The organism is Arthrobacter sp. P1_C12_2 (genome assembly GCF_056406415.1).
This window is the reverse complement of the sequence record NZ_JBFUAF010000002.1, coordinates 180,526-193,805: the sequence shown is the minus strand read 5'-3', so window position 1 is coordinate 193,805 and position 13,280 is coordinate 180,526. Positions and strand designations below refer to the sequence as shown.

At 66.2% G+C, this 13,280-nt stretch carries 12 protein-coding genes; 9 read left to right on the top strand and 3 right to left on the bottom strand.

Annotation, left to right across the window (positions count from 1 at the left end):
- The first annotated feature begins 4 nt into the window (after positions 1–4).
- The 5 genes from AC1DZQ_RS03500 (at position 5) to AC1DZQ_RS03480 (ending at position 6,068) form a co-directional block, all read left to right on the top strand.
- The gene (locus tag AC1DZQ_RS03500) at positions 5–1,525 is read left to right on the top strand and encodes a hypothetical protein (RefSeq protein ID WP_476962181.1); all 1,521 of its coding nucleotides are present in this window, start codon (positions 5–7) and stop codon (positions 1,523–1,525) included.
- 116 nt (positions 1,526–1,641) lie between these two features.
- Positions 1,642–3,039: an MFS transporter gene (locus AC1DZQ_RS03495; RefSeq protein ID WP_476962180.1), complete on the top strand. Its 1,398-nt coding sequence runs from the start codon at positions 1,642–1,644 to the stop codon at positions 3,037–3,039.
- Between the two features lie 519 nt (positions 3,040–3,558).
- The gene (locus AC1DZQ_RS03490) at positions 3,559–4,125 is read left to right on the top strand and encodes a dihydrofolate reductase family protein (RefSeq protein WP_476962179.1); all 567 of its coding nucleotides are present in this window, start codon (positions 3,559–3,561) and stop codon (positions 4,123–4,125) included.
- Between the two features lie 172 nt (positions 4,126–4,297).
- Positions 4,298–5,113, top strand: a complete 816-nt coding sequence (locus AC1DZQ_RS03485; protein WP_476962178.1) for an MBL fold metallo-hydrolase — start codon at positions 4,298–4,300, stop codon at positions 5,111–5,113.
- A gap of 265 nt (positions 5,114–5,378) precedes the next feature.
- Positions 5,379–6,068 (top strand): hypothetical protein, encoded by a 690-nt coding sequence (locus AC1DZQ_RS03480; RefSeq protein WP_476962177.1) that lies wholly within the window; start codon positions 5,379–5,381, stop codon positions 6,066–6,068.
- Between the two features lie 177 nt (positions 6,069–6,245).
- On the opposite strand, the gene AC1DZQ_RS03475 is transcribed toward AC1DZQ_RS03480, so the two are convergent.
- Entirely contained in the window at positions 6,246–7,502 is a 1,257-nt protein-coding gene (locus AC1DZQ_RS03475) for an FAD-dependent oxidoreductase (protein WP_476962176.1), read from the bottom strand.
- Positions 7,495–8,853: an MFS transporter gene (locus AC1DZQ_RS03470; RefSeq protein ID WP_476962175.1), complete on the bottom strand. Its 1,359-nt coding sequence runs from the start codon at positions 8,851–8,853 to the stop codon at positions 7,495–7,497. The genes AC1DZQ_RS03475 and AC1DZQ_RS03470 overlap by 8 nt, the downstream gene beginning before the upstream one ends.
- 48 nt (positions 8,854–8,901) lie before the next feature.
- Between AC1DZQ_RS03470 and AC1DZQ_RS03465 the strand changes: the two genes are divergently transcribed.
- The 4 genes from AC1DZQ_RS03465 to AC1DZQ_RS03450 all read left to right on the top strand — a co-directional run bounded on the left by AC1DZQ_RS03465 (position 8,902) and on the right by AC1DZQ_RS03450 (position 12,577).
- Positions 8,902–9,723 carry an IclR family transcriptional regulator gene (locus AC1DZQ_RS03465; RefSeq protein WP_476962174.1) on the top strand — a complete coding sequence of 274 codons (822 nt, stop codon included), beginning with the start codon at positions 8,902–8,904 and terminating at the stop codon, positions 9,721–9,723.
- Positions 9,724–9,852: 129 nt separating this feature from the next.
- A complete protein-coding gene (locus tag AC1DZQ_RS03460; RefSeq protein WP_476962173.1) occupies positions 9,853–10,986 on the top strand; it encodes a cupin domain-containing protein in 1,134 nt (377 codons plus the stop codon).
- On the top strand, positions 10,983–11,819 hold the full coding sequence (locus tag AC1DZQ_RS03455; RefSeq protein WP_476962172.1) for a fumarylacetoacetate hydrolase family protein: 837 nt from the start codon (positions 10,983–10,985) through the stop codon (positions 11,817–11,819). The genes AC1DZQ_RS03460 and AC1DZQ_RS03455 overlap by 4 nt, the downstream gene beginning before the upstream one ends.
- On the top strand, positions 11,819–12,577 hold the full coding sequence (locus AC1DZQ_RS03450; protein WP_476962171.1) for a maleylpyruvate isomerase family mycothiol-dependent enzyme: 759 nt from the start codon (positions 11,819–11,821) through the stop codon (positions 12,575–12,577). The genes AC1DZQ_RS03455 and AC1DZQ_RS03450 overlap by 1 nt, the downstream gene beginning before the upstream one ends.
- A gap of 86 nt (positions 12,578–12,663) precedes the next feature.
- On the opposite strand, the gene AC1DZQ_RS03445 is transcribed toward AC1DZQ_RS03450, so the two are convergent.
- Positions 12,664–13,278: a TetR/AcrR family transcriptional regulator gene (locus AC1DZQ_RS03445; RefSeq protein WP_476962170.1), complete on the bottom strand. Its 615-nt coding sequence runs from the start codon at positions 13,276–13,278 to the stop codon at positions 12,664–12,666.
- Positions 13,279–13,280: the final 2 nt, after the last annotated feature.

Here is a 13,280-nt window from a genome sequence, read left to right as displayed (position 1 = left end):
ACCCATGCCAAACAACACGGAGGGGCCAGGCCTCCCGCCACCGGTGGCCCACCCCTATATCTACGAGATCAACGCATGGGCATGGCTCGAATCGATCAGCGTGGAAGAAGGTCAACCAACCGATCTGGGCTCCGTCCCGCAACGGTACTGGGATGAGATTGCCGGACTGGGTTTCGACTCGGTCTGGTTGATGGGGGTCTGGCGTCGCAGCCCCGCCGGAATCGGGATCGCCCTGGAGAATCCAGCCCTGCGGTCCGATTTCCAGGCCGCTCTTCCCGATTGGCGTGACGAGGATGTCGTCGGGTCGCCATACTGCGTGAGGGACTATGTGGTCGATGACCGCCTGGGTGGCCCGGACGGGCTTTCCGCCGCCCGGGAGGCGCTGGCGGTCCGGGGTGTCCGGTTGATCCTCGACTTCGTGCCCAACCATGTCGCACCGGATCATCCGTGGACCACGGGGGCGCCCGAGGTCTTCGTGTCGGGAACCGCCGCGGATCGGGCCCAGGATCCGGCGTCCTTCGTCGAGGTAGGCGGCCAGGTGTTCGCCAACGGGCGGGACCCCTACTTCCCGGCGTGGCCGGACGTCGTCCAGCTTAACGCCTTCGACCCGGCCCTGCGATCGGCGGCGGTGGAGACGGTGAGATCGATCGCCGATCAGTGCGACGGGGTGCGTTGCGACATGGCGATGCTGGTCATGAACGACGTTTTCGCCCGCACCTGGGGTGCCCGGGTCGGTCCGGCGCCGAGTACAGAGTACTGGCCAACGGTTATCACCGCCGTCCGTGAAACCCACCCCGGCTTCGTATTCCTCGCCGAAGCCTACTGGGATCTTGAGTGGTCCCTGATGCAGCAGGGCTTCGACTACTGCTACGACAAGCGTTTGTATGACCGGCTTCACGGCGGTAGCGCCGACGAGGTGCGGCAACACCTGCTGGCAGAACCCACGTATCAGAACGCCCTTGTTCGGTTCGTGGAGAATCACGACGAGCCACGGGCCGCGACGGCGTTCGGAGCCGGCCGTACACAGGCGGCGGCGGTGGCGGCCCTGACTCAGACCGGGGCCCGGCTCATTCACCACGGCCAGCTGTTGGGGTGGAGGGTACGCCTTCCGGTGTTCCTCGGTCGGTTCCCCGCCGAGCCGGTCGATGACCAGCTCGCGGCATTCTACGGCCGGCTCTTGGCGGCTGTCGCCGACCCGACCTTTCGGGACGGGCACTGGCAATTATGTGAACGGTCGGGGTGGCAAGGTGAGAACAGCTTCGAAAACCTCGTCGCCTGGAGCTGGGACGGTGCCAGCCGGTGGCTGATCGTGGTGAATCTGAGCGATGCGCCCGCAAAAGGTCACGTGAGCGCACCCTGGCAGGACCTGCGTGGTCACCGGTGGCAGCTGACCGACCCGACCCGGGACATGAGTTTCGACCGCGCCGGTGACGATCTCGTCGACGGGCTGTTCGTCGGACTTGATGCCTGGCAATGGCATTTGCTCCGCCTCGACCCAGCGCCAGAACGCGCTCCCCAAGGCTGACCGGCCCCGGGGCGTCCGCCGTTGTGCCGTCCGGCGAGACGGTCGACGGTCGCCACCCCCGCACTCCAGCGATCCGCCGTCGGACGGCATCGCGACCACCTCGAAAGGAGCTCGGAATGGCCGGAAACGTGGTCACAGGCCGAACGAAACAGGAGCTGCGCAGGGTGCTGGTGCCGCTCGCCCTGGCGCAGTTCATTTGCAGCTTCGCGGGCTCGAACATGAACGTGATGATCAACGACATGAGCGAGGATCTGAACACAACCGTCAGGGGAATCCAGACCGCCATCACGATCTTCTTGCTGGTCATGGCCGCGCTGATGATTCCGTGCGGCAAGCTGACCGACCTCTGGGGTCGCAAGAGACTATTTATCATCGGACTCTCGCTGTACGGGGTCGGGGCGGTGATGAGTGCGGTGGCGCCGAACCTGTTCGTGCTGATCCTCGGCAACTCGATCCTGGAAGGTGTCGGTACGGCCCTGCTGATCCCGCCCGTCTACATTCTGACGACCATGCTGTTCACGGACGTGACCTCCCGTGCTTGGGCATTCGGAGTGATTAGCGGCATGGGCGGGATCGGGGCGGCCGCGGGACCGCTGATCGGCGGGCTCATCACCACCGCGATCAGCTGGCGTGCGGCATTCATCTTCCAGGCGCTGATCATCGTGATCATCATCTTGCTCAGCCGCCGGGCGGTTCAGGATCCGGTGCCCGCGGATCCGAGCAAGCCGTTTGACTCCATGGGGGCTGTGCTCTCTGCCGCGGGGCTGGTGGTCCTCGTCACCGGCATCATGCTGGCGGACAACGACCTGCTGCTGATGGCGGTCTTCATGGCTGCCGGCGCGCTGCTGCTGCTGTGGTTCTTCACCCACGTGCGGGCCATGGAACGCAACGGTGAGGAGCCGCTGCTATCCACCGGGCTCTTCCGGAATCGAACATCGAATCTCGGCCTCATCACGCAGAACGTGCAATGGCTGATTCTGCTGGGGACCTCGTTCGTCGTGTCGGCGTACCTCCAAGTCGTGCGCGGGTACAACGCGATCGAGACCGGGGTGATCTTCACGGCGGCCACCGCCGGCATCCTGGTCTCGTCGATGGCGGCAGGGCGGCTCGCGAAGGTGTACAAGCAACGCACCCTGGTCATCGTCGGCTTCATCGTCACGCTGTGCGGGATCGCCTTGCTTGTCGCCATGGTGAGCGGGAATCCGTCTGCGTGGGCCTTCGCCCCCGGGCTCCTGCTGATCGGGCTGGGAGTGGGTACGATGTTGACACCCTCCGTAAACCTGGTCCAGTCGAGCTTCCCCGATGAGCTGCAGGGCGAGATCTCCGGCCTGTCGCGCAGCGTGTCGAACCTGGGTTCATCGCTCGGCGTCGCCGTGGCGGGGACGATCCTCGTCACCTGGTCGTACGGTCTCGCGATGATCGCTCTCGCCGTGTTGGGACTCGTCGGGCTCGTGGCAGCGTTCATGCTCCCTACCAACCTGGTTCCTGCGAAGTCCGGCGCCCCGCCCGACTGACCCGGCTGGCGCGACGGGGGAGCAGGGCCGGAGACAGCAATGGGGGTGAGCGTCGTCCCGAAAAGTCCCTGTCTTAGGAGCCGGCGGCGGCCGGGACCATCCAGAAACCCGCAACCGACGTACCGGCAGGCTGTCTCTAGGGCCAGAGAGGTCAGGGAAGCACCCAGAGATTCACTTCGTCGTGCAGAGTCACCCTGGAGCTTGAAAACCGCCCTGACCCTGTCGGACTCGTTGCGGGGGAGTGGGTGCGGCCGATCCGCCGGCTCCGCTCAGCAGTGGGACCGCGTCGACGACGAACGTGAGGCGAGGGATGCCCGGGGTGTTCATGGGCGCCCTCGGCGCAATGCTGGTGGCCACCGGCGTGTGGAACGTCCGACGTGATCCATCCGGTAGATCGTCATGCCACACGGTGTAGGGGACTGATCATTCTTGCCGTTGACGAACACCGCGCCGGACCGGACCAGCGCTACGAGATGGGGCGGGATGACCGCGCGCTAGTCGGCTACTACAGTTGGCGCCATGCGAAAACTCATAGTGCAGCAGTGGGTTACCGTCGACAACATCGCCGCGGAGGAGGACGGCGGGCTCAGCTTCGTGTCAGGGGAGCCCTTCTCCGAGACGGACACCAGTGCGTTCAAGGCAAGCGTGATGGGGTTCATCGACTCGGTCGACACGATGATTCTCGGCGCGAATACCTACGCCCAGACCAAGGATTACTGGCCGTACGCCAAAGAGCAGGGCGAGTACGGCGAGAAGCTCAACAACCTCACCAAGTTCGTCGCCTCGTCGAAGCTGGATGACGCCCCCTGGGGCGATTTTCCCGCCGCCACCGTGACGCGCGACCCGGTCGCCACCATCCGGGAGCTCAAGGAGCAGAGCGGCAAGGACATCTGGCTGTGGGGAAGCTTGAAACTCATGAAGTCCCTGATGGACGCCGGCGTCGTTGACGAAGTCCGGATGCTGGTCTGCCCGGTGTCACGCGGCAAGGGAACGCGCATTTTCGAGGATCGGCAGGACCTGTTGCTGCTCGAGGCCACCCCGTTCGAAAACGGCGTGGCAATTCTGCGCTACGAGATCAAGAGATAAGCGGAAGTCTCGCACTTTCGATTCTTCCTGGATCGTTGAGTACCCGGCGGATTCGTGGCCGGCGAGTTCTCGCTGCTACTTGCGTCACCGCGGGTCACCGGGGGAGTATCTTCCGCATGACGATGCCTCTGCAGTTCCGCTACGCCATCCGCGATATAACGGGGGCCAGCGCGTGCTGACGCAGGTCGCGGAGGGTGTGCTGATCCACGAGAGCGAGTTCTGCCAGAGCAATGCCGTTGTCGTGCAGGGCGGGGCTGGGGTGCTGCTCATCGACGCCGGGGTCCACGAGGATGAACTGGCCTGTCTCGTGACCGACCTGTCGGACTTGGGGCACACCGTCGTGGCAGGCTTCTCGACGCATCCCCATTGGGATCACCTTCTCTGGCACGCCGGGCTCGGTGCGGTGCCCCGTTACGGCACCGCGCGCTGTGCGGCGACCGCCCGGGAACGCCTGTCGGGCGGGATCGATGCGCGCCGGTTCGGCATCCCCGAGACGGTATCCCTGGACTTGCTCGGCCTCATCACAGGCCTGCCCGCCGAGGCGGCGCAGATTCCGTGGGATGGCCTGGGGATCCGAATCATCGAGCATCAGGCGCATGCCCCTGGGCACGCGGCGCTGTTGATCGAGGAACGCGGAGTCCTCGTCGCCGGCGACATGCTTTCTGATGTCCTGATTCCGCTGCTCGACCTGAATGGCACCGGCGACCCGATCGAGGACTATCTCACTGCGCTGCGGTTGCTCGAGGACGTGGCGGGCGACGTCGATGTCGTGGTCCCGGGCCACGGGTCCGTCGGCGGAGCTGACCAGGTGCGCGCACGGGTCGACCAAGATCGGGCCTACGTGCACGCCTTGCGTGACGGCAAGGATCCCAGCGACCCGCGGATTGGTCCGTCGGCCAAGCCCGGCTGGGAATGGGTGAGCGACGTGCACACAGGGCAACTGCAGCGCCTGCGCCAGCGAAGCGAGCGTGACGGGACGCCCGACTAGCGAGTGGGGGTGCGCTCCATTTACTTCTACTTGACATAATGTTGATTATCGGCGTTAGATAATCAGTCGAGAGGGGCTGATCTTCTGTCTTTCGAAGTCTTAGAACCGATGACCGAAAAGGGTGCGCATGGCCGCCCGTTTCTGCCCTGAACTGGTCCGGCTCTGCAGATTTCACCAATTCTCGCTCGCGCAGCTGGACGATTCCGTCCGTCACCAAGAGGCGCGCCTTCTGGTCCCGGCCTGACTGCCTACGCATGATAGGGGTATGACCGAAAAATCCCTGCGCGTCCTTTACTCGATCGGCCTGGGCATCATCATCGTGCTCTTCGTTGGCCTCGGCATCGCGACCTTCTATCCGGCCCCTGAACTGTCGTCGCTGGCTAGTCTCGACACGGCGGCCAGGCAGGCAGCCATCGATGCCCATCAGTCGGCGATGCACGACTACAACCGCAACGTCACCATTGCGGCGCTCGTCTCGGCTCTGGTGATCCTGGGGGCCAGTATCTGGACTGAATCGAGGAAGCCGCTGTTCGCCGGCGGGTTCCTGATCGGCGGCCTGCTGACGCTCATCTACGGCCTCATGCGGGGCCTGACGTCCGGTGTGACGGCAGTCGCGTTCTTCTCCGTCGCCGTGGGCCTCTTTGTGGTCGTGTATCTCGGCCACCAGCGGTTCTTCTCCGCCCGGGCCGTCGAAGCCCGGGCAAAGTCACGGGCGGAGGCCGCCTACGCCCGTGTGCCGATGCAGCCGCCGTACGCCCCGGTACAGCAACCCCAGTGGCCGGCTCCGTCCCCGTACACCCAGGGCCAGCCCTACCAGCCGTCGCAACCCCAGCCCGGTCAACAGCAGGGACATCTCTACCAGCCCCAGCAGGGGCAATATCCACAGCAGGGTCAGTACCCGCCCCAAGCGCAGCAGCCGTACCCGCCTGCGCCGGGAGAGCCCGGACAGCGCTAACGCCCACCATTACAGAGGCCCGTCGACCACCATGGTTGACGGGCCTCTATCGTTCCAGAGGGGTGTACCGCCCTCCTCTGCACTCGTGACGGAAGAAGCAGCGGGCCGGCGCCTTGATGGAGCCGGCCCCGAACACGTGACGGGTCACCCGATGACCGGCCCGGACCCGTCGGAAAGTCAGGCAGAAATTCGGTCCGCCAGACTGGAGTGGGCCGCGCGAACTGCCGGCACGCCGTCGCCGTCCTGGCCGTACAGCCAGTCGTTGTACCGGAAGTCGTTGTCCTTCCTGCTCTTGAAAAGCAGGTTGCGCAGCGTCCGGGCCAGCCCGGAGACGTGCCAGGATTCTCCCCAGATGCGGGCGGTGCGCTGGACCCGGGCGGTTCGGCCGGCGCGGACGTTGTTGAATTCCTTGATGGCGTCGTCCCAGGCTTCCGGGTTGACGCCGTTCGCGGTGAACACGGCGGCGTTGCTGACGTCCTGCAGCACGGCTGCGTCTTCGAGCGCCTGGCAGGCGCCCTGGGCGAGGTACTGGAGCATCGGGTGCGCGGCGTCGCCCATCAGCACCATCCGGCCGGCAACCCAGTTTTCGATCGGATCGCGGTCGTACATGGGCCAGCGCATGCTGGTGCCCAAGTTTTTCAGCGCTTCCTGAACGGCCGGGACGCAATCCTTGTACGCCGCCTCAAGCTCGTCCACTCCCCCGTACTGTTCCTCGCCGCGTTCGAACGAGACGGACTTGAAAACGGCCACGGTGTTCAGCAGCTCGCCCTTGCGCAGCGGGTATTGGACCAGGTGGCAGTCCGGTCCGAGGTAGACGATGACGTCCTCGAGGTCGGCCTTGGGAGTGTTTTCGGTGATCGGCACGGTGCCGCGGTAGGCCACGTAGGACGAGGGCACGGGCTCGTCGTTGGCTACCAGCGGACGCAGGGTGGACTTGAGCCCGTCGGCGCCGATCACGACGTCGGCCTCGTAGTCCACGCCAGCGGCCGTGTGGGCCACTCCCCTGCCGTTTATGGTTTCCACGCTCTCGACCATGACATCGTTGACGAGTTTCACGCCCGCGGCCTCGCAGCCTTCGAGCAGCACCCGGTGCAGGTCGCTGCGGTGGATCACAACGTAGGGCGCACCGTAGCGTTCCTCGAATTCCCCGCCGAGGCTCTGGCGGGTGAGCTCCTCGCCGGTGACGGCGTCGCGGAAGACCAGGTGCTTTGGCTGGACGCCGATCTCCAGGGCCTTCTCCAGCAGGCCCCAGCGCTTCAGGACGCGGGAGGCGTTCGGGGCCATCTGCAGCCCCGCGCCCACCTCGCCGAATTCGGGGGCCCGCTCCACGAGGGTGACGTTGGCGCCGTTTTCCCGCAGCGCGAGGGCTCCGGCCAGTCCGGCCATTCCCCCTCCGATGACGAGGACATCGGTGGACGTGGCGTGCTCAGACATTGCTTGCTCCTGTTAGTGGGTGAGAGGTTGAGGATTTGGACTTGAGTTTGAGGCCGACGGCGGCCAGCAGGACTGCTGCGATGGCGGCTGCCCCGGCAAAGGCGAGGAAGTTGGAATTGACGCCCAACCCGGCGGCCAGCAGGAGGCCACCGATCTGGGGTGCTGCGACGGCGCCGATGCGGCCCGTCCCCAGTGCCCAGCCCAGCGCGGTCCCGCGCAGGTGTCCGGGATAGTGGCTCGCGACGGCGGCGATGATGAGGCACTGCGTGCCGTGGGTGCCGACGCCGGCGAGTACCAGCATGAGGTACACGACGGTGACCGGCGGTCCCGTAACCAGAACCACGAGCGCCCCGGCGGCGACGGCGGCCGCGGCGATCGCCGTCGGGATCGGACCGAAGCGGGTCCCGGCCCATGCGGTGATGACCGAGCCGGCCACCGCACCCAGGTTGAGGGCCAGGGCGAAGGTCAGGGCGGAACCGAGGTTGTAGCCGGCCAGCTGCATGAGGTTGGGCAGCCAGGTTCCCAGTCCGTACCAGGCGAACAGGGTGGCGATGGTCGCGAGGGCGAACAGCAGGCTAACCCCCAGATACGGGGCGCGGAGCAGCGACTTGAAACCGGACGGCTCCTTGTCCTTGCGGCCGCCGTCGGGCGCCTTGCGGGCGGCTTTGCCTGTTGCACTGCCTGTGGCGCCGACCGGGGCCAGGGTCTCCGGCAGGTATTTCACTCCGAGCGGCACCACGACCAGCAGCGCGAGGACGGCCACGAGGAACATCGACTGCCAGCCGAAGGCGGGGATCAGCTGGATGCCGACGAGGGCGGCGATGGACCCGCCGATCGGGACGCCGGACATCATCAGGGTGGCGATGGTGGACCGCCACTTGGCGGTGACCAGTTCGGCGACCAGGGCGTTCGCCGAGGGCACCAGGCCACCGAGCCCGATGCCGGCCAGGAGCCGCAGCCCCCCGAAAACGGCTGCGCTGGGGGCGAAGGCACAGAGGATGGTGAAGATTGAGAAGACGATGGCACAGCCGAGGATGGTGCGGCGGCGCCCCCAGGAGTCGGCCATCCGGCCGGCGAAGATCGCCCCGATCATCATGCCAACGAAGGCCATGGAACCGATGGTTCCGGCGGTGGCCTTGCTCAGGCCCCAGCCCGTCTCGGAGATCAGGGAGGACTGGACGGTGCCGTAGACGATCAGGTCGTAGCCATCGAAGACCACCAACAACCAGCAGACGAGGACGGCGGCTGCCGATCCTTTTGAGAACCCTGATGCAGGCCTACCAGCGGTAGTGGGGGCGGGAGTCCCCGGCGAAAACCGTTGCTGCACTGCAGCAGATGGTGTGTGATTCATCCCACTACTGTCGTGGCCGTCCCGGATGAACCACAATACAATTCTGATGTGCAGAACAACCCATCAGCCAAGTCCGCCCGCAAGCCCGTTCAGAAGCGGCCGACTTATTCCATTGAGGCAGTCGACAACGCGCTGCAGCTCCTCCAGTTGCTCCGCGACGGGGGCGCGCTCCGGCTCAAGGACGCTGCCGAGGAGCTTGGGGTGGCCCCGTCCACGGCCCACCGCCTTTTGGCGATGCTGGTTTACCGGGGGTTCGCCGTGCAGGACGAAACCCGCCGCTATGTGCCCGGACCGGCCATGGGGGTCGGGCCGGCGGGTCTGAGCTGGACAAGGCAGCTGCGCTCGCTCGCCCAGCCGCACATGGAGCTGCTTTCCGCGCAACTCAACGAGACTGTCAACCTCATGGTGCGGGTGGGCACGAAAGTGCGCTTCCTGGGGACGGTGGAAGGGAATAACGTGTTGCGGGTTGGTGACCGGCAGGGAACGGTGATGCCCGCCAACAAGACGTCCGGCGGCAAGGCCATGCTTGCCGAACTGGAGCCGCCGATGATCGATCAGCTCTTCCGCAGCAACAATGCCGAGATTGGCGGGGACACCATCCCGGCCGCGGAGTACCCGGCGTTCCTGCGTGAGCTTGAGTCCATCCGCAGCAACGGCTTCGCGGCTAATTTCGAGGGCACGGAGGAGGGCGTGAGCGCACTCGGCATCGCCCTGCACAACCGGGACGGGCACGTCGTCGGCGCGCTCACCGTCGCCACTCCAGCGACCCGATTCCGCCGAGTGTTCGACGCCGGACTCGTCCCCGCCCTGCGGGAAACGTGCCGGCAACTGGAGATCGATATCGCGGCAAACCCGGCCGAGCCGGACTGAACACGCAGCCGGGTCCCGTCAGGAACAGCCGGCCAATTCTGACCAGCAGAATATGTTGGGGGTCACACACCGGCATCCGTAGAGTCGAACTACGCCAAGAAACTGTTCTGACCTACCGAGGAGGCCCACGTGTCCATCAGCGCGGAGAACACGACCCATGAATCAGTGGCAGCGGGGCACACTGCTCCGGAGCCGACGCCCGAAGAGGCTGCCCAGCTCAAGGAGCTGTACCGGGATTTTGATCGGGAGAACCTGATCCCGCTGTGGACCGAGATCGCGGATTTGATGCCGATGGTCCCGACCCCCAAGGCGGTGCCCCACGTCTGGCGGTGGAGCGACCTGTATCCGCTGGCCGCCCGCGCCGGCGATCTGGTTCCGGTGGGCCGGGGCGGGGAACGCCGGGCGATTGCCCTGGCCAACCCGGGCCTGGCCGGTACGCCGTACGCGACGCCCACGCTGTGGGCGGCCATCCAGTACCTCGGCGCCCGCGAAACCGCGCCGGAGCACCGGCATTCCCAGAACGCGTTCCGTTTCGTTGTCGAGGGTGAGGGCGTGTGGACGGTGGTGAACGGGGATCCGGTGCGGATGTCGCGTGGCGACTTCCTGCTGACCCCGGGCTGGAACTTCCACGGCCACCACAACGACACCGATGAGCCGATGGCCTGGATCGATGGCCTGGACATCCCGTTCGTGCACTACGCCGATGCCGGGTTCTTCGAGTTCGGCACCGAGCGCGTTACCGACGAGGCCACCCCGGACATCTCCCGCTCCGAGCGGCTCTGGGCGCACCCGGGCCTGCGTCCGCTCTCCGGGCTGGATGACACCACCAGCTCCCCGATCGCGGCGTACCGCTGGGAATACACGGACCGCGCGCTGGCCGAGCAGCTGCTGCTGGAGGACGAGGGCCACCCGGCCACCGTGTCCCAGGGCCACGCCGCCGTCCGCTACACCAACCCCACCACGGGCGGGGACGTGATGCCGACCATCCGGGCCGAATTCCACCGCCTCCGCACCGGCGCCACCACCGAACCCACGCGCGAGGTCGGCTCCAGCGTCTGGCAGGTCTTCGAAGGATCCGGTTCCGTGGTCCTGAACGGCGAAACCAGGACCCTGACAAAGGGCGACCTCTTCGTCGTCCCGTCCTGGGCCGAATGGTCTCTGCAGGCAGAAACAAGTTTCGACCTCTTCCGCTTCAGCGACGCCCCCATTTTCGAACGACTGAACTTCAACCGCACCTACATCGAAGGACGCAAGAACGCATGAGACTCCTCACCCTCCGCACCTCTGTTGGGGACAACACAGTAACTAGGGCTGTGCGCCAGGACGGCGACACCCTGACCGAGATCGACGGCTTCGCCGACGTCGGAGAACTTCTCCGCACCGCCAACTGGGAAGCGACCGCGAAGGCGGCGAACGGCGCCACGCACCCGGCCGAGGGCGCGGACCTCGCCGCCGTCGTCCCCTCCCCCGGCAAGATCATCTGCGTGGGCCATAACTACCGCAACCACATCAAGGAAATGGGCCGGGAAGTCCCCGAGTTCCCCACCCTGTTCGCCAAGTACCAGGAATCCCTGATCGGCCCCAACGATGACCTGGCCCTGCCGCAGGAATCCGACGCCGTGGACTGGGAAGCCGAGCTCGCCGTGGTGATCGGCAAGAAGGGCCGCCGGATCAGCGAGGCCGACGCCCCCGACCACATCGCCGGCTACGCCGTGCTGAACGATGTGTCCATGCGCGACTACCAGTTCCGCACCATCCAGTGGCTGCAGGGCAAAACCTGGGAAAAGTCCACCCCATTCGGCCCGGCCCTCGTCACCAAGGACGAATTCAGCGCAGGCCCCCTGATGACTTCCGCGGTCGACGGCGAAGTCCAGCAGCAGACCCCGACCGGTGACCTGGTCTTCACGCCCGAGTTCCTGGTCTCCTACATCTCCACCATCATCACGCTGAACCCGGGCGACGTGATCGCCACCGGCACCCCCGGCGGGGTGGGCCACGCCCAGGACCCGAAGCGCTACCTGCAGGAAGGCCAGATCCTGGTCACCACCATCGAGGGACTGGGACAGCTGAAGAACCGCGTCATCAAGGAAGCCTGATGGTTGCCCGCCACGACCAGACGACGGACCCGGACCTCCTGCAGGCACTGCTCCAGGCCCGGCGCGGGACGGCGTTCTTCGCCCGCAAGCTCAACGAGCTCTCCGACGCGGAGCTCGACGGCGCGTCGCTGCTGCCGGGCTGGACCCGCCGGCACATCACGGCGCACATCGGCTACAACGCCCGGGCCATCGCCCGGCTCATCGAGTGGGCGGCCACCGGGGTGGAAACCCCGATGTACGCCTCCACAGCGGTCCGGGACCACGAAATTGACTTCGGCGCCACGCTGTCCCCGATCGCGCTGCGGCACCTCTTCGACCACTCCGCCGTGCACCTGAACGTCGAATGGCGGGACCTGCCCGAGGACGCCTGGCACCACACGGTCCGCACCATCCAGGGCCGGGAAGTGCCGGCGACCGAAACGGTCTGGATGCGCAGCCGCGAAGTCTGGATGCACGCCGTGGACCTGGCCAACGGCGCCAGGTTCTCCGACATCCCGGCACCCGTGCTGGAACGGCTCTTGAAGGACATCACCGGCGCCTGGAAGATCCGCGGCACCGACAAGGACCTCGTGGTCAAAGTCACGGACCGCGACCTCACCTTCGGGGACACGACGTCGGCGACCCCCGCGGTGGTCTCCGGACCGCTGGCCGCCGTCGTCGAATGGGCAGCGGGCCGCGGTAGCGGCGGCGTCACCGCCACCGGATCCGGCGCCGCAGCCACCAACGGCACGGTTCCGGCCGCACCGAAGTGGATTTGAGCCCCTCAACCGCGATTCCAACGGCAGACAGCAAGAGCCCCCTCGCCGAGGGGGCTCTTGCTGTCTGCTGCGTCGCGACGGCCGGCTTAGCTTTCAGCGCACAGCAGGTGGTACCAGTTGTCGGCTAGCACCTCGAGCGCGTGTTCGCGGTTTGGTTCAAACTTACGGCGTGTCCAGAGCGTGGCTACGTAGTCAAGTGAGGTGAAGGCGAGGGTTCCGCGGATGTGGCGCGTCTCCTCCGAGAAGCGCCCGGCCAGCTTCATTCCGCGGACCAGGTCGGAAATGACCTCCTCATGCCATCCGTCGACCATGGCGCGCACCTCACGGTCGACGGCGGCGGCCTCGTCGAGCACGTCGAGGTAGGGACGGAAGACCGGCCAGAGCGCCGCCCGTGACTCCAGCCAGGCCAGGATGCCCGGCAGTTCGCCTGCGCGCACCACGTCAACGAGGTCGGCCGCGGTGGAGCCGCTCCCCGGGGCGTCGGCACGGTCCAGCACCGCGTTGACACGCGCCATGAAGTCCCTCATCAGGTCAACGCGTGAGGGGTAGTAGGCGTAGAAGGTCGCTCTGGTGGTGCCGGCCGCCGCGGCGATCTCGTCGATGGTGGTCGGGGCATAACCCTTCTCGGTAAAGAGCTCAAGCGCGCGCTCCACAATCATGTCGCGGGTGAGTTTCTTCTGGGCTTCTCGCAACGACGACATAG